The sequence below is a fragment of the Calothrix sp. FACHB-168 genome (assembly GCF_963889195.1).
Taxonomy (GTDB): Bacteria; Cyanobacteriota; Cyanobacteriia; order Cyanobacteriales; family Nostocaceae; genus Aulosira; species Aulosira anomala_A.
This window is the reverse complement of sequence record NZ_CAWPNJ010000058.1, coordinates 33,940-52,037: the sequence shown is the minus strand read 5'-3', so window position 1 is coordinate 52,037 and position 18,098 is coordinate 33,940. Positions and strand designations below refer to the sequence as shown.

18 protein-coding genes are annotated in these 18,098 nt (G+C 42.1%); 9 read left to right on the top strand and 9 right to left on the bottom strand.

What is annotated here, in order from left to right:
• Positions 1-256 precede the first annotated feature (256 nt).
• Positions 257-865, top strand: coding sequence for a GerMN domain-containing protein (locus AACW45_RS29810; protein WP_190636680.1), 609 nt, complete (start codon positions 257-259; stop codon positions 863-865).
• Between the two features lie 136 nt (positions 866-1,001).
• On the opposite strand, the gene AACW45_RS29805 is transcribed toward AACW45_RS29810, so the two are convergent.
• The 3 genes from AACW45_RS29805 to efp all read right to left on the bottom strand — a co-directional run bounded on the left by AACW45_RS29805 (position 1,002) and on the right by efp (position 2,608).
• The gene (locus tag AACW45_RS29805; protein WP_096646392.1) at positions 1,002-1,349 is read right to left on the bottom strand and encodes an ArsR/SmtB family transcription factor; all 348 of its coding nucleotides are present in this window, start codon (positions 1,347-1,349) and stop codon (positions 1,002-1,004) included.
• Between the two features lie 61 nt (positions 1,350-1,410).
• A complete protein-coding gene (gene accB / locus AACW45_RS29800) occupies positions 1,411-1,944 on the bottom strand; it encodes an acetyl-CoA carboxylase biotin carboxyl carrier protein (RefSeq protein WP_190636678.1) in 534 nt (177 codons plus the stop codon).
• Between the two features lie 106 nt (positions 1,945-2,050).
• On the bottom strand, positions 2,051-2,608 hold the full coding sequence (gene efp / locus AACW45_RS29795) for an elongation factor P (RefSeq protein ID WP_190636676.1): 558 nt from the start codon (positions 2,606-2,608) through the stop codon (positions 2,051-2,053).
• Between the two features lie 267 nt (positions 2,609-2,875).
• On the opposite strand from efp, the gene AACW45_RS29790 reads away from it, so the two are divergent.
• Positions 2,876-3,982: a peptidylprolyl isomerase gene (locus AACW45_RS29790; protein WP_190636674.1), complete on the top strand. Its 1,107-nt coding sequence runs from the start codon at positions 2,876-2,878 to the stop codon at positions 3,980-3,982.
• Between the two features lie 72 nt (positions 3,983-4,054).
• Here the strand turns inward: AACW45_RS29790 and AACW45_RS29785 are convergent, their stop codons facing one another.
• On the bottom strand, positions 4,055-4,627 hold the full coding sequence (locus AACW45_RS29785) for a Uma2 family endonuclease (RefSeq protein WP_190636672.1): 573 nt from the start codon (positions 4,625-4,627) through the stop codon (positions 4,055-4,057).
• A 104-nt stretch (positions 4,628-4,731) separates the two neighbouring features.
• On the opposite strand from AACW45_RS29785, the gene thiL reads away from it, so the two are divergent.
• Positions 4,732-5,745 carry a thiamine-phosphate kinase gene (gene thiL, locus AACW45_RS29780; protein ID WP_190636670.1) on the top strand — a complete coding sequence of 338 codons (1,014 nt, stop codon included), beginning with the start codon at positions 4,732-4,734 and terminating at the stop codon, positions 5,743-5,745.
• Positions 5,746-5,835: 90 nt separating this feature from the next.
• Here thiL and AACW45_RS29775 read toward each other — a convergent pair whose 3' ends face one another.
• Positions 5,836-6,849 carry a type I glyceraldehyde-3-phosphate dehydrogenase gene (locus AACW45_RS29775; RefSeq protein WP_096646397.1) on the bottom strand — a complete coding sequence of 338 codons (1,014 nt, stop codon included), beginning with the start codon at positions 6,847-6,849 and terminating at the stop codon, positions 5,836-5,838.
• A 127-nt stretch (positions 6,850-6,976) separates the two neighbouring features.
• Positions 6,977-7,594, bottom strand: coding sequence for a nicotinate (nicotinamide) nucleotide adenylyltransferase (gene nadD, locus AACW45_RS29770; protein WP_190636668.1), 618 nt, complete (start codon positions 7,592-7,594; stop codon positions 6,977-6,979).
• Between the two features lie 400 nt (positions 7,595-7,994).
• Between nadD and murC the strand changes: the two genes are divergently transcribed.
• The 4 genes from murC to AACW45_RS29750 all read left to right on the top strand — a co-directional run bounded on the left by murC (position 7,995) and on the right by AACW45_RS29750 (position 11,964).
• On the top strand, positions 7,995-9,455 hold the full coding sequence (murC, locus tag AACW45_RS29765) for a UDP-N-acetylmuramate--L-alanine ligase (RefSeq protein ID WP_190636666.1): 1,461 nt from the start codon (positions 7,995-7,997) through the stop codon (positions 9,453-9,455).
• A 134-nt stretch (positions 9,456-9,589) separates the two neighbouring features.
• Positions 9,590-10,591: a UDP-N-acetylmuramate dehydrogenase gene (murB, locus tag AACW45_RS29760; protein ID WP_190636664.1), complete on the top strand. Its 1,002-nt coding sequence runs from the start codon at positions 9,590-9,592 to the stop codon at positions 10,589-10,591.
• Between the two features lie 366 nt (positions 10,592-10,957).
• Entirely contained in the window at positions 10,958-11,305 is a 348-nt protein-coding gene (locus AACW45_RS29755; RefSeq protein ID WP_096646401.1) for a YbaB/EbfC family nucleoid-associated protein, read from the top strand.
• Between the two features lie 173 nt (positions 11,306-11,478).
• Positions 11,479-11,964 carry a low molecular weight protein-tyrosine-phosphatase gene (locus AACW45_RS29750; protein ID WP_190636663.1) on the top strand — a complete coding sequence of 162 codons (486 nt, stop codon included), beginning with the start codon at positions 11,479-11,481 and terminating at the stop codon, positions 11,962-11,964.
• Between the two features lie 157 nt (positions 11,965-12,121).
• Here AACW45_RS29750 and AACW45_RS29745 read toward each other — a convergent pair whose 3' ends face one another.
• A complete protein-coding gene (locus AACW45_RS29745) occupies positions 12,122-12,805 on the bottom strand; it encodes a response regulator transcription factor (protein ID WP_190636661.1) in 684 nt (227 codons plus the stop codon).
• A 477-nt stretch (positions 12,806-13,282) separates the two neighbouring features.
• Here AACW45_RS29745 and smpB point away from each other — a divergent pair, with 477 nt between their 5' ends.
• Both smpB and AACW45_RS29735 read left to right on the top strand, forming a co-directional pair.
• Positions 13,283-13,750 carry an SsrA-binding protein SmpB gene (smpB, locus tag AACW45_RS29740; protein ID WP_096646403.1) on the top strand — a complete coding sequence of 156 codons (468 nt, stop codon included), beginning with the start codon at positions 13,283-13,285 and terminating at the stop codon, positions 13,748-13,750.
• Positions 13,751-13,918: 168 nt separating this feature from the next.
• A complete protein-coding gene (locus tag AACW45_RS29735) occupies positions 13,919-14,200 on the top strand; it encodes a WGxxGxxG family protein (protein WP_190636659.1) in 282 nt (93 codons plus the stop codon).
• A 146-nt stretch (positions 14,201-14,346) separates the two neighbouring features.
• Here the strand turns inward: AACW45_RS29735 and AACW45_RS29730 are convergent, their stop codons facing one another.
• Both AACW45_RS29730 and AACW45_RS29725 read right to left on the bottom strand, forming a co-directional pair.
• Positions 14,347-15,774: an IctB family putative bicarbonate transporter gene (locus AACW45_RS29730; RefSeq protein ID WP_190547198.1), complete on the bottom strand. Its 1,428-nt coding sequence runs from the start codon at positions 15,772-15,774 to the stop codon at positions 14,347-14,349.
• A gap of 380 nt (positions 15,775-16,154) precedes the next feature.
• Positions 16,155-17,708: a GAF domain-containing sensor histidine kinase gene (locus AACW45_RS29725; RefSeq protein ID WP_190547196.1), complete on the bottom strand. Its 1,554-nt coding sequence runs from the start codon at positions 17,706-17,708 to the stop codon at positions 16,155-16,157.
• Positions 17,709-18,098: the final 390 nt, after the last annotated feature.

Below are 18,098 nucleotides of genomic sequence, written 5' to 3'. Positions count from 1 at the left end.
TGCCCCATGCCCCATGCCCCATGCCCCATGCCCCATGCCCCATGCCCCATGCCCAATGCCCATCTTTAGATACGTGACGTAATAGAAGAGCGAAATTAAAATTAAGGTAGTTCCTGCGGAAAGAGACATGGCGGCACTGTTGTTATAGATAGCCATCCTCTAGGTGTTTGGAAACTCCCTTTTATAAGTATCGTCTTAAATCAGGCTGCTCTTCCCACACATAATTTCTCAGCCCTCAGTCAAGCAGGTTTTAAATATGAAAAACCAACAAGGATCTAGCCGGAATTCTTCAGGTGTCGTAGCTGCTGTCTCCGCAGCAGTAGTAGCAGTTAGTGGTGGTGTTGCTTGGCTTACATGGCAATCCAACACCCCGACACCGCCCCAATCTTCTCAAACATTAACCCAACCAGGAAGAACTACAACCGCACAGCCTAATCAAGAGCAAACTGCTAATGTTTATTGGCTCAAAGATAATGGTAAAAGTTTAGAATTGGCTCCTCAACCAGTTCAAATAGCTGCTGCTCAACCAAATCAAGTCTTAGAAAAAGCTTTTGCAAGTTTATTAGCAGGCCCAACCGAAGGTTCAGATTCTACCACCATTCCCAATGGCACCAAATTGCTGGGTTTGACTGTTAACAATGATGAAATTCGCGTTAATTTATCTGAAGAATTTACCAGTGGCGGTGGTAGTAGCTCGATGGTAGGGCGTGTAGGACAAGTTGTATATACTGCGACTACCGTAAATCCTAATGCCAAAGTGTACATTGATGTCAACGGCAAAAAATTGGATCTTTTAGGCGGCGAAGGCGTAGTCTTAGATCAGCCAGTAACCCGTGAAAGCTTTAAGAAAGACTATCCGCTTTAGTCAAGAGTCAATGGTCAATAGTCAATAGTCAATAGTCAATGGTTGTTGGTGATGAGAGAAACAACAACTGACAACTGACAACTGACAACTAACAACTGACAATTGACAATTGTACAGACGCGATTAATCGCGTCTCTTACATTTTGCTATTTAACACCCTAAAATTATGGGCTTGCTGTTCTAACCTCGTAGCGAGGCGATCGCAAACCCGATTACATAATTCAAAAATCATCTCATCTTCCACTCGGTAGTAGGCGCAAGTTCCTTCACTGCGGCGGCTAAGAATACCTGCTTGCCACATTACCTTCAGGTGTTTGGAGACGTTTGCCTGCGAAGTCTGTGTTGCCTCTACCAACTCTTGTACGCATTTTTCCTCATCTCGTAGTAAGTGCAACAGCCGAAGGCGCATCGGTTCGCTTAACAGACTGAAGTATTCAGCTACTTGTTGCACCACTTCCGGTGGTACAGGCAACACTTGTTTCATCAGGATTAACCCGCAGTACTGACAAATTTACAATGACTCTACGTCATATATAGATTAATACTTAATCAGGGTTAATTCTCATTAAAGGCTGACCATATTCTACAGGTTCACCATTTTGCACCAAAATTTCCATAACCTGACCGGATAGTTCCGCCTCAATTTCGTTCATCAGCTTCATTGCTTCAATGATACAGACCGCTTGACCACTGCGGACGCGATCGCCTACTTCCACAAATGGGGCCTCTCCGGGTGCTGGTGCGCGATAAAACGTACCTACCATCGGGGAGGACACTTCTACTAATCTTTTATCAATTGCTGAGGGAGATCCGGACGACTGCGAGCCAGATCCAGCAGCATTATCTGCGCTGCGTGTCCCTGCATCTGTGACAGCCGTTGATCCTATCTGGGGTGCAACAGGCGCAACCGATGTTAATCCCACACCAACCACACCGCCTGATGCTGCTTGTCCTACTGCCAAACTAATAGCTTTACGTACCGTTAGCTCAAAATCATCGCTTTTGAGCGTGACTTCGGCAATATCTGTTTGGGCAATAGTTGCTAGCAGTTGGCGAATTTCATTAAAGTCCAATGGCACAGTTTTTATTACCTCGACCTGTATCTAAAGAAAAATTTTAAGTGTGGCAGGGATTTAATCCCTATAAAGGGATTGAAATCGGGATTACTCTCAAAGGAGATAATAATTATTCCCTGCCTAAGTATTTATCATCACGGGTATCAATTTTGATGCGTTCTCCTTGAGAAATAAACAAGGGAACCATCACAGTTGCGCCGGTTTCCACAATTGCTGGCTTTGTACCACCAGTAGCAGTGTCACCTTTAACACCCGGATCTGTTTGAGTGACTTCTAAAACTACAGAGTTGGGCAATTCCACTTCTAGCACTTGCTCGCCCCAGCGAATGACGTTCACTTCCATACCTTCTTTGAGGTATTTTACGCGCTCGCCAATTTGTGCTGCGCTTAATCTGCCTTCTTCATAGCTTTCCATATCCATAAAGACGAATTCATCACCTTCTTTATAGGTATGCTGCATCGTGATTTTTTCAAGAGTAGCTTGTGGTACCGTTTCCCCCGCCCGGAAGGTTTTTTCTAGAACTTTGCCACTCTGGACATTTTTGAGTGTAGTCCGCACAAAGGCTGAACCTTTACCTGGCTTAACGTGGAGGAAATCAATGACGCGCCATACAGACCCATCTAGAACAATTGAGACACCGGGTCGAAAGTCGTTACTGGAGATCATGAAACTTTCAATTATTGGAAGACAATCGGCATTTATTGTACCCCTCAAGGGTAGTCATTGGTTAGTTATTGGGAATTGGGCATTGGGCATTGGGCATTGGGCATTGGGCATTAAGCATTCCTATTCTGCTTCCTTGTCTCCCTTGTTTCCCTTGTCTCTCCCATCCCCCTAGCCCCTAATCCCTAATCCCTAGTAACTAATACTGTGGGAAGATAAGTGATGGGTTACGTCCAGTCAACAATTTAAATGCTGCATTTAAGCCATACCATGTTTAATTTATTAAAATCCTGGCTGAAGAACAGCCTCATGGCAATACTGCTGGTAACAATATTTTTAGGCATAAGTACAGCTGCATGGACTCCCTCCAGTAGCGCCGCCCTACCAGCTGGGAATGCAATCACTGATGGCAGATCTCTGTTGCGGTATGCACTCCCAATTAAAAATGAACCTGTACGGCGATTGCAAGCCAGTTTAGAAGATATCAAAAGCCAACTGCGGGGTAATCGGCGTTGGGGTGCTATCTCTAAAGACATCAGCAAAGCTGCCAAAGTTCTCGATCAACCATCCAAAATCCTAGCAAGCGTTCCCGAAGAACGCCAACCCCAAGTACAAGCTTGGCTGGAAGAATTGAAATCTGGCGTTAATGAATTGCAAGAAATCGCCAAAGTTAAGGACAAGGAAAAAGTCAAATCGGAACGCGATAGACTCCTCAATCTCGTGTCTCTTGTCGAAGAGTCAATGGTGAAGGAATTTCCTTTTGAAGTCCCTCAGGAATACAGTAACTTACCCCAACTCAAAGGTCGCGCCACTGTAGATATTAAAACCAACAAAGGCAATCTTACCGTTGTTGTCGATGGTTATAGCGCCCCGGTGACTGCTGGTAATTTTGTTGATTTGGTGCAACGTGGTTTTTATAACGGTTTAGAATTTACCCGTTCCGAAGAATCTTACTTTCTCCAAAGTGGCGATCCCCCAGGTAAGGACGTAGGTTTCATCGATCCTAAAACTGGAAAATACCGGGCTATTCCTTTAGAAGTTCTAGTTCAAGGCGATAAAGCGCCAACATACGGCGTCACCCTTGAAGATGCGGGACGTTACTTAGATATGCCAGTTCTACCGTTTTCTTCCTTTGGTGCTGTAGTTATGGCACGTCCTGAAAGTCAGGTAAATGGTGCTTCTTCGCAATTCTTCTTCTTTTTGTTTGAACCAGAACTTACCCCAGCCGGACGCAACCTGTTAGATGGACGTTATGCTGTGTTTGGTTATCTAACCGAAGGTGAAGAAATTTTAGATAAACTCAAAGCTGGCGATAAAATTGAATCTGCCACTGTGGTTCAGGGCATAGAAAATTTAGTTCAACCAGAAGCTGCGTAAAATATATTTTGCAGTCAGCATTTTGGCGTTCATAGTAACACTAAATTTCTGACTACATAAATTGCGATCGCCCTAACCTAGATTTGCACAATTCAATACCAAATCAACTGCGATCGCAATTTCCCCAAAAGTCTGAGATACAATTTGCTGGTTACCAGTAAACACTGTTTCTTCATATAGTCCTTCTTCCAGCAATAAAACTGTAATTTTGGCAGTTAAGGGGTCTACAATCCAATATTCTGGTACTTCCAACGCCGCATATTCAGAGCGCTTATAGCGATAATCTCGTTTCACCGAATCTGGACTGACAACTTCGACAATCAACAATGGTGCAGACTGAAATACTGCTGATTTATCGAGCAATTCTTTTGCTTGATCTATAGTCACCACAGATAAATCAGTCAATCGAGATTTATTTTTCCCTGTTCTTACCCCACTTTCCCGAAAACACAGCCAAGGTAAATTCAGGCGTTTAATTTCTGCTTTCAACAGAGTAGCCAAGAAATCCACAATCAGAAAATGTTCAATTGTCGGTGGGTTCATCAGTTCTAACCTACCATCCACCAGTTCGTAATGAAAACCTGTACCATCATCATAGGTTAAGTACTCCTCAAAAGTGATACTGGTAACTGGTGTAGTAACCATAAGTAGTGCTGAGTAGAAGAATTAGTAGTTTGGGCTTTAGCCTTGATAATACAAATTTATCAAAATTTTGACGATGGCAAAGGCTGTAAATTTAGGGGATAGCAATGGCAAATAATGAGTTATCTTCCTTGCAAGTAAAAGATATTGGCGAACAAAAATTGTTAGCCAAATTGCAACGCTTTTGTCCTCAAGAAATGATTGGCGATGATGCAGCCGTGCTTGTCACTACACCTGGAAAATCTTTGGTAGTGACGACAGATGTTTTAGTTGATAACGTGCATTTTAGTAATCTTACTACTTCCCCAGAAGATGCAGGTTGGCGGGCGGCGGCGGCTAATTTATCAGATTTGGCAGCGATGGGTGCAACTCCTTTGGGGATCGCTGTCGGATTAGGACTTCCTGGGGATACTAGCGTCGATTGGGTTGAGCGTATGTACCAGGGAATGACAGAATGCTTGCAAAGGTACAATACGCCAATTGTCGGTGGTGATATTGTGCGATCGCCTGTTGTTAGTTTATCAATTACCGCCTTTGGTCAAGCCGATGGCGATCGCATTATCCGCCGTTCTGCTGCTCAGGTGGGATATGCGATCGCAATTACAGGTATTCATGGAGCCTCCCGTGCGGGCTTAGAACTGCTCTTAAATCCCGAAATAGGACAAAACCTTAAAGAAGCAGAAAAGGCGGCTTTAATCGCCTCACATCAGCGTCCAAAGCCACGATTAGATGTCCTACCCATCCTCTGGAAAATTTGCCCATCGATAATTCCTGTGGCGGGAATGGACAGCAGCGATGGTTTAGCCGATGCTGTGTTACAAATCTGCCGTGCTAGTAACCTTGGCGCTATCCTCGAAGCCAAGCAAATATCTTTACCAGCAGCTTTTAATAACTGGCTAACTCCAGAACAAGCCCTAAATTATGCATTATACGGCGGCGAAGATTTTGAATTAGTACTGTGTTTGCCACAAGATCAAGCATCTGCATTAGTTCAACAACTAGGTCAAAATGCAGCAATTATCGGCACCATTACATCAGGAACATCAGTACTATTACATCACGAAAATACAGAAATCCCCGACCAAGTTTTAACTCTTAGCCAGGGATTTCAGCATTTTTAATTCTTTGTTAGAGACGCTAGAGACGCGATGAATCGCGTCTGTACAATAGTCAGTTGTTCAATGACCAATGACCAATGACCAATGACTAATTTATTGCCATTTCTCAGCTACTAGTTCTGCCAAATCAAGAACGCGCTGGCTGTAACCCCACTCGTTGTCATACCAAGCCATAACTTTAACTAGGTCATTACCCATAACCATAGTCAGGCTTGCATCAATAATGGAAGAAGCATCAGTACCTTGGTAATCAGATGAAACTAGTTGTAGTTCGCTGTAATCCAAAATACCTTTGAGTGGCCCTTCGGAGGCATCTTTTAAGGCTTGGTTAACTTCTTCAGTAATAGTACGCTTCTCAACCTGGACTACGAAATCTACCATTGAGACGTTTGGGGTAGGTACACGTAAGGCAACACCATTGAGTTTGCCTTTCAGGTCTGGAAGTACTAATGCTACTGCCTTGGCTGCACCAGTAGAGGTAGGTACAATGTTGATGGCTGCGGCTCTAGCACGGCGGACATCACGGTGAGAAGCGTCTAGCAAGCGCTGGTCACCTGTGTAGCTGTGAGTGGTGGTCATCGTACCTTTGATGATCCCAAATTTTTCATTTAAAACTTTGGCGATTGGAGCCAAGCAATTTGTGGTACAGCTAGCATTACTGATGATGTGGTGTTTGTTGTGGTCATAATCGTGATGATTTACGCCAACTACAAAGGTGCCATCTTCATTTTTACCAGGAGCAGTGATCAAAACTTTTTTGGCTCCAGCATTAACGTGCTTGAGCGCTCCTTCTTTGCTTGTGAAAACACCTGTGGCTTCGATAATTAGGTCAATTCCCCAATCTCTCCAGGGCAAGTTTTCTGGATTGCGATCGGATACGCACTTAACGGTTTTACCGTTAATGATGATTGAATTATCATCGGCTGTAATGTCAACATCCTTTAACTTCCCTAGCATGGAGTCATACTTCAGCAGGTGAGCGTTAGTTCTAGGGTCAGATGTGTCATTAATAGCGACAAGGTCGATGTTGCTGTTTTGTCTACCAACCCAGCAGCGTGCAAAGTTACGTCCAATCCGCCCAAAACCGTTGATTGCGACTCTAATCACAGTGTCTTGCCCTCTGTATTTATGCCTATAAGTTTATATCGTTGACCCCAATCATATCGCAAAGGGGGGGAGCATTAATAACCATAGAGTGTTAGATCTTGAAAAAAAACACATAATTTATTCAGATTTATTTTCTGTAAAGGTTATGAGCGGTGATGTATATCCTCACCGGCTCAGTAACTAAATAACGAATCGATTGATTTGTCTGGATTAGTTGACGAATGTTACTTGACGAAACTCCTACTAATGGTATATGCAGTAATTGCCAGCGAATGCTTACAGACTGATTTCTCAGTTCTTGCTCTACTCGCTTGCAGATTGACTCACTTTGAGCTATAGTCTCACCACTTAGGAGTCGGGGTGCAATTAACCAATCACACATCTGAGCTAATTCCTGTCCACGGTACCAACGGGGTAAAGTTTGGAATGCGTCCAAGCCAATAATCCAGTACCAGTGGATATGAGAATAAGCAGCAGATAAATCAATCAGTGTATTGATGGCATAAGATGTTCCAAGGCGATTTACCTCAATTGCTGAAACCGTAAATTTAGGATGATCTTTTGTAGCTAATTTCAGCATTTCTAAACGATGCTCAAATGCAACTGCTTGTTTATGTGGAGGATTGAGCGATGGCACCCAAATTATCTGTTCTACAGGTACTTGATGCAACGCTGTCTCTGCTATAAGTAGATGTCCCCAATGAATTGGATCGAATGTGCCACCAAAAATTGCTAATTGCTGCATCAAGTTAAATTCAGGTGATATTCAATTTAAATAAGTTTCACTATCAATGTACTATTGTAGTCAATTCAACCTTGAGCTTGATTGAATTTAAAAGCAGTTTCACAAAAACGTAGCAGTTTCGCCAATTTCACTCAGGACAACAAAAATATGTATTTCTCATTACAAGAATTTCTTTCCCGATGTGGCAGAAATTTTCAGAATAGACATAAGATACAGTTCAGAAATAGTAAAAACCTCTAACAAAGGTAAAATCATTCTGAAGCAAAAAAACCAAGGAGCAAAATCAACGAAATTACAAAAATTAAATATATACAGGAGCAGTTACAGTAAAAATCCAATTCCTGTTATGATACGCGTGTCATTTGTGATTATGGTGTGGTGTGGTTAAGAGGAGTAATCAATGAATAATTCTGTAGATTTTAGCGGTAGACCATTTCATTTCATTGGCATCGGCGGTATAGGAATGTCAGCACTGGCTTATGTTCTCGCCAAAAGACAGTTGCCAGTATCAGGTTCCGATTTGCGTCCAAATCACATTACGCATAAGTTAGAATCTATCGGAACTCATATTTTTAGCAGACAAGAAGCCAGTAATTTAGAATTCTTTCGCCCTCTTGTGGCTTCTGGAGTAGGATTAAACTCACAAGCAGAATCTCATACTGCGGCTAGCTCAACACTCCCGCAAGTAATTTGTTCAACAGCAATTAACAATAACAATTTAGAATACAAAGCTGCCCTAGAATTAGGTTGCCCAATTTTACATCGTTCAGATGTACTAGCTGCCTTAATCGCCGATTATCACAGCATTGCTGTAGCAGGTACCCACGGCAAAACTACAACCAGTAGCATGATTGGCTACATGCTGTTAAAAGCTGGTTTAGATCCGACGATTCTTGTCGGTGGGGAAGTGAATGCTTGGGAAGGTAATGCACGATTAGGAAACAGTAAGTATCTTGTAGCGGAAGCAGATGAATCTGATGGTTCTTTGGTAAAACATGCTCCGGCAATTGGGATTATTACCAATATTGAACTGGATCATCCCGACCACTATGAAACCTTAGAAGAAGTCGTTGATATCTTTCAAGAGTTTGCTAGTGGTTGTCAGACCTTGATAGGTAGTATAGATTGTACCACAGTCCGCGATCGCCTCAAACCAGCCATTAGCTATAGTCTGCACCCAGATACTAACGCTGACTATAGTGTCACGAATATTGATTATCGCGCTGATGGGACTACAGCTTTAGTTTGGGAAAAAGGTAAAGCCTTAGGGATGTTGAATTTGCGCTTACTGGGGCGTCATAATCTCAGCAATGCCCTAGCAGCTGTAGCAGTAGGTAGATTATTAGGCTTAGAATTTGGGGAAATTGCCAAAGGTATTGCCACCTTTGAAGGCGCAAGACGGCGCTTTGAATTCCGAGGTGAAGTAGATGGTATTACCTTCATTGATGACTATGCTCACCATCCTAGTGAAATTCGTGCTACCTTAGCAGCAGCACGCTTACAAGCTAGACCAGGGCAAAGAGTGGTGGCGATTTTTCAACCCCACCGCTACAGCCGCACAATGACATTTTTGGCAGAATTTGCTGAATCCTTTACTCATGCTGATTTGGTAGTACTGACTGATATTTACAGTGCTGGAGAACCTAATTTAGGACAAATCAGTGGCGAACTATTGGCAGCAGCAGTTTCTCAACAACACCCACAGGTTGTTTATCAACCTACATTACCTGCAGTTGGTGAATTTTTACTCAAAACTTTGCGTCCGGGAGATTTAGCACTGTTTCTTGGTGCTGGAAATTTGAATCAGACGATTCCCGAAATCATTGCGACACTTTGCGAACCAGCAAAAGCAACATCTTAAGTAATCACACGCTCAACGTTTCATTTTTTTGAAACTTGTGTCTACTTAATTTGTCACAGTTTCATAAAAATTTCATAGTATAGCCGTATATTTACGGCAAATCAATGTAAAATTTTCACTAAATTTACCTAAAAATGACAACCTTCCAGGCAGATGGCAGCGTCTGCACAGTTTCTACATTGAGTACAGAGAAACAGGAAAAAACGAATACCTCTGAAAGTCCGGTAATATATTTACCTGGCACTGATTGTGTAATCAAGTCCCAGGCGTCTTTGTCTGCGTACACATCCTATCGGGTAGGTGGCGCAGCACAATTGTATATTGCCCCCCGCAATATAGAGGCATTGCAAGCAGGGTTAAAGTATGCTAAAGAACGTGGTATTCCCGTAACAGTACTAGGTGCTGGTTCTAACTTATTAGTTAGCGATCGCGGTTTACCAGGTTTAGTAATTGCTACTCGCCATATGAGACAGAGTTACTTTGACCCGCAAACCGGTCAATTAACCGTAGCCGCAGGCGAATCGATTCCCAGTTTAGCATGGCAAGCCGCAGACTTAGGTTGGGAAGGACTAGAGTGGGCGGTAGGTATACCGGGAACAGTTGGAGGTGCTGTAGTTATGAATGCAGGGGCCCACAATAGCTGTACTGCAGATATGTTAGTCAGCGCTCAGGTACTCTTACCTAATGGCACCATAGAAACACTCACCCCACAAGAGTTAGGTTATAACTATCGGACTTCATTATTGCAGGGAAGCGATCGCATAGTTACCCAAGCAACCTTCCAACTGCGTCCAGGTGCAGATCCAGCAAAAGTTTTTGCAGTTACCAAACAGCACAAACAGCATCGACTCAGCACCCAACCTTATAACTTCCCCAGTTGTGGTAGCGTTTTCCGCAATCCCAAACCTCACTCTGCAGGCTGGTTAATTGAACAAACTGGCTTAAAAGGTTTCCAAATTGGTGGTGCGCAAGTAGCACAACTCCACGCCAATTTTATAGTTAACCGTGGTGGGGCAAAAGCTAGCGATATCTTCTCCCTCATTCGCCATATTCAGCACAAAGTCCAAGACCAGTGGTCAATTTGGTTAGAGCCAGAAGTAAAAATGCTGGGAGAATTTCAAGCAGCTTGTGGATAAGCATCTGGGATACTAGAGGCGAATCGCACAGCTATCTGTGAAACCGACACAATCGGAAACAGGACAAGGAGGACAAGGAGGACAAGGGAGACAAGGGAGACAATGAATTTTAGATCTGAGACTTCGTCGTGAGCGCTCAGTCGAACGATTTGCGATAACGGCATAGATTAGCTTAGAGCGAGTCCACGAGCGACTTTTGGATTCTAATCTAAAATCTAAAATCCAAAATCCAAAATTGTTTTCAATGCCCAATGCCCCATCTCCCATGCCCCATTCACTAATTATGAGTAAAAAAAGAGGCAATTTGCCGACCGCATCTATAATTGAATTTGATTTGTTATTGAACGCACACGCGGACTATTGATTATGACAGGAAAAGGACAGGGTTTTGGTTTCGGCTTAGGTAAAATGAAAGAACTAGCTGAAGCTTTCAAAAAAGCACAGCAAGTTCAAGAAGGTGCCAAGCGGCTTCAAGAAGAATTGGAGCAAATGGAAATTCAAGGAGAAGCTGGCGGTGGTCTGATCAAAGTAGTGGTCAGTGGTAACCAAGAACCCAAACGTGTAGAAATTTCTCCAGAAGCTCTCAACGAAGGTGCAGATGTACTATCTGATTTGGTAACAGTAGCGATGAAAGACGCTTACAACAAGTCCACAGCTACAATGCGCGAACGCATGGAAGATTTGACCAGTGGACTAGAGCTACCGGGATTTTAGTCAATAGTCATTGGTCATTGGTCAATAGTCAACGGTCAGTAGTCAAGAATCAACAATTAATGATTCCCAGCATAACTGACAACTTTACAGACGCGATTAATCGCGTCTCTAACAAATGACAACCGACTAAGGACAAATGACAAATGACTAAGGACAAATGACAAAAGATATTTATGCCCTACAAATTACTGTTTGTCTGTCTGGGTAATATTTGTCGGTCGCCATCGGCAGAAAATATCATGAATCACCTGATTGCACAGGCTGAGTTAAGCCATAGTATTATCTGTGACTCTGCCGGTACATCTAGTTATCACATTGGTAGCCCACCTGACCGACGCATGAGTGCTGCTGCAAATCAAAAGTTAGGCATTAAACTGCGCGGTCAAGCTCGTCAGTTTCTTAAATCAGACTTTCAAGACTTTGACTTAATTTTGGCAATGGATCGGGACAATTATGAGAATATCTTGATGCTCGATCCATCACAGCAATATCACCATAAAGTTCGTTTAATGTGTGATTTTTGTTCTCGACATACTCTCAAAGAAGTACCAGACCCCTATTATGGGGGCCCAGAAGGATTTAACCAAGTTATCGATTTATTAGTTGATGGTTGTGAAGGTCTACTGAATAATATTATTAGTCAAGAACTTAACAATTAAGTGCTAATTTGGGCATTGGGCAATTCAATTTTGGATTTTAGATTTTAGATTTTAGATTCAAACCCAATCCAAAATCGCAAATCCAAAATCCAAAATTCTTTGTCCCCCTTGTCTCCCTTGTCTCCCTTCCCTCCCTTCCCTCCCCCAATTAATTGGGCTATTCGACTAAACCATGCTTAATGGCAAAACGAACCAGTTCGGCTCGGTTACTGGTTGCGGTTTTTCTCAATAAGCTACTGACGTACTTTTCGACTGTACGGGCACTCAGGTGTAACTGTTGACCCATATCGGCATTAGAAAGACCATGCGTCAACAGTTCTAGCACTTCTTGTTCTCTGGCAGTTAAAGCTGAGAGCATTTCTGATTTTTGAGTTTGAGTAATTTCCCCAGAATGGGCATCTACAGCTTTCATTTGCGGGGAATTGCTCAAATTTTCTGTATGAGAAAAGCGATACTCCGATTGAATGATTTGCGATCGCTCCAATAAATTCCGAATCGCGGCTGCTAACTCTTCTAATTCAAAAGGTTTGGGTAAATAGAGATCGCAGCCTGACTGATAGCCCAGAATTCGTTCCTGAGTCTTGGTACGCGCTGTTAATAAAATTACAGGTAACAACCGGAACTCTGCTTTTTGCCGCACTCGCCGCACCAACTCATAACCATTCATTCTTGGCATGACAATATCGGTGACAATCAAATCAGGATGGTACTCCTCAACCATGAGTAAAGCTTCTTGACCATCATTAGCCGTAATCACTGAATAGCCAGACAGTTCAAGATAATCACTAATCGACAACCGAGTGCCCAAATCATCATCCACTACAAGGATCGTCAAGGGCATGGAAAGTACACCCCTAGCATTTTTTTTACTAACAAATTGGCTTGTTTGAGCACTATGAGCGAACACAGGCAAGAATGATGTGCTCTTATGTTTCATACTATGACAGGATTACCAGCTAATTACTGCTGTAGCACTGATTTATAAAGAAAATCTTAATTCTTTAGAAATTGTTAATAAATTTTAACGCAGCTGACCATTCTACTGCTGGGCAAAGATAAATAATGTAGCACTTCATAACAAATAACCAATAAGATAGAGTAATCTTTTACCCTACTGTAAATTAAATTTACTAGATCAACAGTCTAGTGGAGAAAAAATTTGCCGGAAAATTTTTCATTGCGAGGTTGAAAAAGTTAAATTAGTAAGATAAGTCCCATCTCTAGACTAAGCATTTATATTGATTTAACACAGACTAAATCAATTTTTCTACCAACTCAAACAATTTTTTAGACACATTTTCAGTACGCACGATTTTCCATGAGCGATAAAAGTGACGGTTATAAAGTAGTTAGCGACAATCGACAAGCTCGTTATTTGTATGAAATCCTGGAGACCTACGAAGCCGGAATTCAGCTGACAGGTACAGAGGTCAAGTCAATTCGGGCGGGAAAAGTCAATCTTCAAGACGGCTACGCCTTGATTCGCAATGGCGAAGCCTGGTTAATCAACGCGCATATTTCACCGTACACTGCTAGCGGTCAATATTTTAATCACGAACCACGACGGACGCGGAAGCTTTTACTACACCGTCAGGAAATCCGCAAGCTAATTGGCAAAGTGGAACAGCAAGGTTTAACTTTAGTACCTTTAAAGATGTACTTTAAGCGCGGGCGAGTTAAAGTCAGTATTGCCCTGGGTAAAGGTAAAAAGCTCCACGATAAGCGCGAAGACCTGAAAAAACGTCAGGATAAGCGGGATATGGAACGAGCAATGAAAAATTATTAGCTGTGATTTCAGCACAATTACTAGCCAAATTGTCAGTAGTAAAAAGCTACTTTTATATCTTCAGCCAGAGTGAAGTACAAGCTGAGTTTATCGCCAGAGATTGATTTTGTTCTTTCTCGAACTCGATAAAGTGGTGAGTAACTTTGGATGGGATGAGGAACTTTTACCATGACAAGCAAATTTACTAAAGTGATGAGCGCTGGTGTTCTCTCGTTGAGTATGGCGGTTTTATCTTTAACTTTGCCCGTACAAGCCCAAACTACCACTACCGATCCTGGAACCGGCACTACTACCACCACTACAATTGACGATCGCAATGATTTTGATTGGGGTTGGTTGGGATTACTTGGTCTGTTAGGTCTAGCTGGCTTAACAGGTAAAAAACGTGACGATGAACCAACCCGTTATCGCGATCCCAGCACCCCAGGGACTTCAACCTATAGAGACTAAGCAATTAAGAATTTGTTGAGAGTTTATCGAGAGTTAGTTGTCAGTTTTTGATTAATAATGCTGATTTTGGATTGGTTATTCGGTAAAATCCGCACATTTTGTTGAGGAAAGCAATCCAAACTTATTTGACTGACAACTAACCTATTTTAGTTTGCTGCGGCTTCAGGACTAGCTGAACTACGGTCTAAACTCTGGTTTTGGCTTAAAGGTGTCCAATAACTAGCAATTATAGCCACTACTAACCACCAAAGACTATTGACTTCGGGACGAAACCAGACAGTATCAACAGTTCCATGAGCCAACATACCTACCATCGAAGCGATCGCACCAATTAACCATAATCCTTCTCTGTTTCCCAATTGGCGCAAGCGGCGTAATTGCATGTAACCAGTATTAAAAGTTACAACCAACAGCCACAGGAAACAACCTAAACCAATAAAGCCAGTTTCTACAGCAATTTCTAGCAAAATCGAATAAGCACTTAAAGCACTGTAACGGGGACGCTGGTAAAGGGGATAGATTTTATTAAAAGCATTGTGACCTGGCCCGATACCTAAAATCGGGCGATCGCGAATCATCTCAAATACCGCATCCCAAACATTGCGGCGAAAATTATTACTGCTGTCTTGGCGATCGGCAAAAATACTAAAAACTCGCAATCGCACAGGCTCAATAAAAATTACAGCTAGCACCAAGACCCCAATTAAACCTCCTAAAATAATTGGCAGCGACCAAGTACGCCAAAACGGAGGCATTTGCACGCTCCACCAATAAATGAGCAATGCCATTACCGTTAATATTGATACTACTAAGCCAATCCAGCCGCCACGACTAAAAGTAAGAACGAGACAGGCACTATTAACTATTAATGCTGTTAATCCTAGTGCTTTCTTATACCAGCTTTGCCAAGCAACAATTGCTACTAAACTAAATACAACTGCTGGGATTAAATACCCTGCCAATAAATTAGGATTACCTAAATAACTGTAAACTCTTGTAGTTTTAGACAAAGGCGAAGTAGGGTCAACCCAAGTGGCTAAAGCATCTGCGCCAAAAAACCATTGTCGTAATCCATACACGCTGACAATGAGCGATACATGCAGATAAAGAACAATTAGCCAAGAACGCAAGCGGGAAGACCTCAACACCCTGGCGCAGAGAGCAAATAACAGCAAATATAGCGTTAAAGTCACTAAATCGTTCAACGCCGCCTTTTTGACTGGTGAGAATGCTGTAGCGATTGCAGCAATTGCCCAATAGGCTAATACCAGCAAGTGAATTGGGGTAAAAGATGAGCTATTGGTTGATGTACCATCATCGGATAAAGTCAGCAACAACCAAAATCCAAAACAAGCTACCAGTAACAACCCTAATAAAGTGGTCGAAACAAACGGTGCTAGAAGATAAATTAAGCTGAGTAAAGCAGCCGCTATTGTATCTCCCCACTGGAGCAAGATACTACTTTGTCGCCAAGACGATAACAGCCCCACCAAAGCACGGTGGATGTAGCTGGTAGCAAAATAATCTTGGACTCGGAAATAAGATAACGTAAATCTTTGCCAGACTAAATTCATAAAACACGCTGTGACTGATTAGCAAGCCCTCAAAGAACTTGGACTCGATCATAATCTATGTCACCGTGTCTACAACTTTTGTTTTTTCTTGCAGATGTGAAGCAATTCTCTAGCAAAAATCACTGGGAATGGTGTAAACTAAACGATTATGGCAAATTTCGCCAACAACGAGCTAAATAGCGGGAATCACTATTTAGAGTTAATATTCTCCGCGTCTTTGCGTCTATTGATAGACGCGGAGCGATGAGTTCAAGTCTGCGAGTTGGACGATATACAAAACTTTGCGCAGATTGCGCTGCTTGTTAAAGGTGAAAGTTGGATTTACGGGAAGGTGAAAAGAAAAATTTTGGATAACTGTTTAGCAGGCTGGAATGTACTGCTTAAACATCACTAACTACTTCTGAAGAAGCTGCTATTTGCAATGGTAAAGACAACACATAACGATATCCTGATTCTGGAGAACCTTGAATAGCGATTTGTCCACCATGTAATTCAGCTAGCTGACAGCTAAGTAATAAACCTAAGCTTTCGCGAGACAAATTATTACGTGGTTGCGCCACATCCATTGCTGCATTCATCGTCATGACATCTGAGTGAGAATCGCTCAAGTGGTTGGCTGTTTCCACCACTAGGGGTAAATTGCTTACAGATTCATGATTGTCTAAATGGAGATTATAATTTCCTGTCTCGCCGGTCAATTCCAGTAAAGATAAGGGACTCAGACGAAAATAAGGATCGACCTCAGTAATACCGTCTCCTAGCCAAGGATGTGAAACCCATACTGTAATGTTGAGCATGTTTTCTTTGTAAGAAACATGAATTCGCACCACACTACCAGTAGCAGAGAGTTGAATCACGCTAAAAATTAGGTGATACAGCATTTGTCTGACTTTATCTTTATCTAAAGGACAAATGCGGCTGTGTCCTGGTTCAATAGATAGACGAATATCTTGCTCGCGACGATTGGCTGCTTCTTCTAGAGTATTGATCGCTTGTTGGCAAACCATTTCAATATCTACAGGAGCAATATTCAATTCGTTGGAACCATCATCCATTGCGCCTAGTTCAGTAATTTCATTGACTAAGGATAGTAAATATCGACCACTGTGTTGGATGATATCGAGGTATTCTCTTTGCTTAGTTGTCAATGGCCCGTATATCTCTCTCCCTAAGACGCTAGCCATACCTAGTACAGAAGTTAAGGGTGTGCGTAACTCCTGAGTTAGCTGTGCTAATAGTTCCAGCTTGAGTTGTTTTGTTGAAACAGAATCTGGTTCTAAAGCAGGTGAAGTAATTTTGATTTCCGTGTTAGGGCGATCGCTAAATGGTAAACTCAGGGTGTTTTGCCCAACACTGACTTCTGACTTAGCTTTGAGCAATCGATTCCGTTCAAATTCGCTCATGCTCCAACGAGCGATGATTTGTAAAAATTCAATATCACGAGTAGTAAAATTACGGGGTACTAAATCCATTACCGCTAATGCACCTAGACAATGGCCAGAAGCATCAATTAATGGCGCTCCCAAGTAAGCACGGATGCCATAATCCTGAATTAACTTACTAGAGGCGAGTACGGGATCGGTAATTTTATGTGTATCGTTTATGACTAAAACTTGAAAGCTGTCTACTACTTGGGTACAAAAAGATTCCCGGCGTAATAATTGACGGCTTTGTGCCAAATGATTCATTAGTCCCAGTCTCGATAAACCGACTGCGGACTTAAACCAATGACGTTCTTGATCGACAAATCCCAAAATAGAAATTGGTGCTTCCAAAAAATGAGCAGCAGTTTGAGTTGCTTCTTCAAAGACAGGAATTGTTTCTGATTGCCGCAAACCTAATTCTGATAAGGCTTCTAGGCGTTGTTTCTCTCTTGTTTCTTGGGAAGTCCAACCATCTTTTAGAGCAGATAATTTGTTTTCAGGCTCTACCATTGCCACCATGACCTTGATAATTGTTTGATACAGGAGTTTATATAACCACTTGTTGTGGGTTATTATTTGCTATTTTTAAGCATTCCCCAAATTCACCTCAGATAAACAAACTTTGAGCAAAATTTTTTATTTTCTTCTGTGAGTTTGTAAAGAGTATCAGTAAATATTCGAGTAAGCACTAAAAGAATCACTATTAATTTAGCTTTTACTACTAGACAGCGTTAGTTTTGGTTTTCACTTGGGTAACATAACAGCAAGGATGGAAAATAAAGTTTACCATGCTGATGTCTATTCAGACTTTTACTTTGTATATATTCAGCGCTCGTTGCTGAAAATAGTTATCTATTGAGTTTCCGATGAGCATAATTGGAAATATAAATAATATTGTCG

What these genes read in the sequence shown, in the direction of transcription:
- AACW45_RS29790 (WP_190636674.1), top strand. Translation starts at nt 2,876, where the DNA reads ATGTTTAATTTATTAAAATCCTGGCTGAAGAACAGCCTCATGGCAATA.
- AACW45_RS29785 (WP_190636672.1), bottom strand. Translation starts at nt 4,627, where the DNA reads ATGGTTACTACACCAGTTACCAGTATCACTTTTGAGGAGTACTTAACC.
- AACW45_RS29725 (WP_190547196.1), bottom strand. Translation starts at nt 17,708, where the DNA reads ATGGTAGAGCCTGAAAACAAATTATCTGCTCTAAAAGATGGTTGGACT.
- AACW45_RS29745 (WP_190636661.1), bottom strand. Translation starts at nt 12,805, where the DNA reads ATGCCCTTGACGATCCTTGTAGTGGATGATGATTTGGGCACTCGGTTG.
- AACW45_RS29810 (WP_190636680.1), top strand. Translation starts at nt 257, where the DNA reads ATGAAAAACCAACAAGGATCTAGCCGGAATTCTTCAGGTGTCGTAGCT.
- AACW45_RS29730 (WP_190547198.1), bottom strand. Translation starts at nt 15,774, where the DNA reads ATGAATTTAGTCTGGCAAAGATTTACGTTATCTTATTTCCGAGTCCAA.
- murB (WP_190636664.1), top strand. Translation starts at nt 9,590, where the DNA reads ATGACAACCTTCCAGGCAGATGGCAGCGTCTGCACAGTTTCTACATTG.
- smpB (WP_096646403.1), top strand. Translation starts at nt 13,283, where the DNA reads ATGAGCGATAAAAGTGACGGTTATAAAGTAGTTAGCGACAATCGACAA.
- nadD (WP_190636668.1), bottom strand. Translation starts at nt 7,594, where the DNA reads ATGCAGCAATTAGCAATTTTTGGTGGCACATTCGATCCAATTCATTGG.
- AACW45_RS29735 (WP_190636659.1), top strand. Translation starts at nt 13,919, where the DNA reads ATGACAAGCAAATTTACTAAAGTGATGAGCGCTGGTGTTCTCTCGTTG.
- murC (WP_190636666.1), top strand. Translation starts at nt 7,995, where the DNA reads ATGAATAATTCTGTAGATTTTAGCGGTAGACCATTTCATTTCATTGGC.
- AACW45_RS29805 (WP_096646392.1), bottom strand. Translation starts at nt 1,349, where the DNA reads ATGAAACAAGTGTTGCCTGTACCACCGGAAGTGGTGCAACAAGTAGCT.
- efp (WP_190636676.1), bottom strand. Translation starts at nt 2,608, where the DNA reads ATGATCTCCAGTAACGACTTTCGACCCGGTGTCTCAATTGTTCTAGAT.
- AACW45_RS29750 (WP_190636663.1), top strand. Translation starts at nt 11,479, where the DNA reads ATGCCCTACAAATTACTGTTTGTCTGTCTGGGTAATATTTGTCGGTCG.
- AACW45_RS29755 (WP_096646401.1), top strand. Translation starts at nt 10,958, where the DNA reads ATGACAGGAAAAGGACAGGGTTTTGGTTTCGGCTTAGGTAAAATGAAA.
- thiL (WP_190636670.1), top strand. Translation starts at nt 4,732, where the DNA reads ATGGCAAATAATGAGTTATCTTCCTTGCAAGTAAAAGATATTGGCGAA.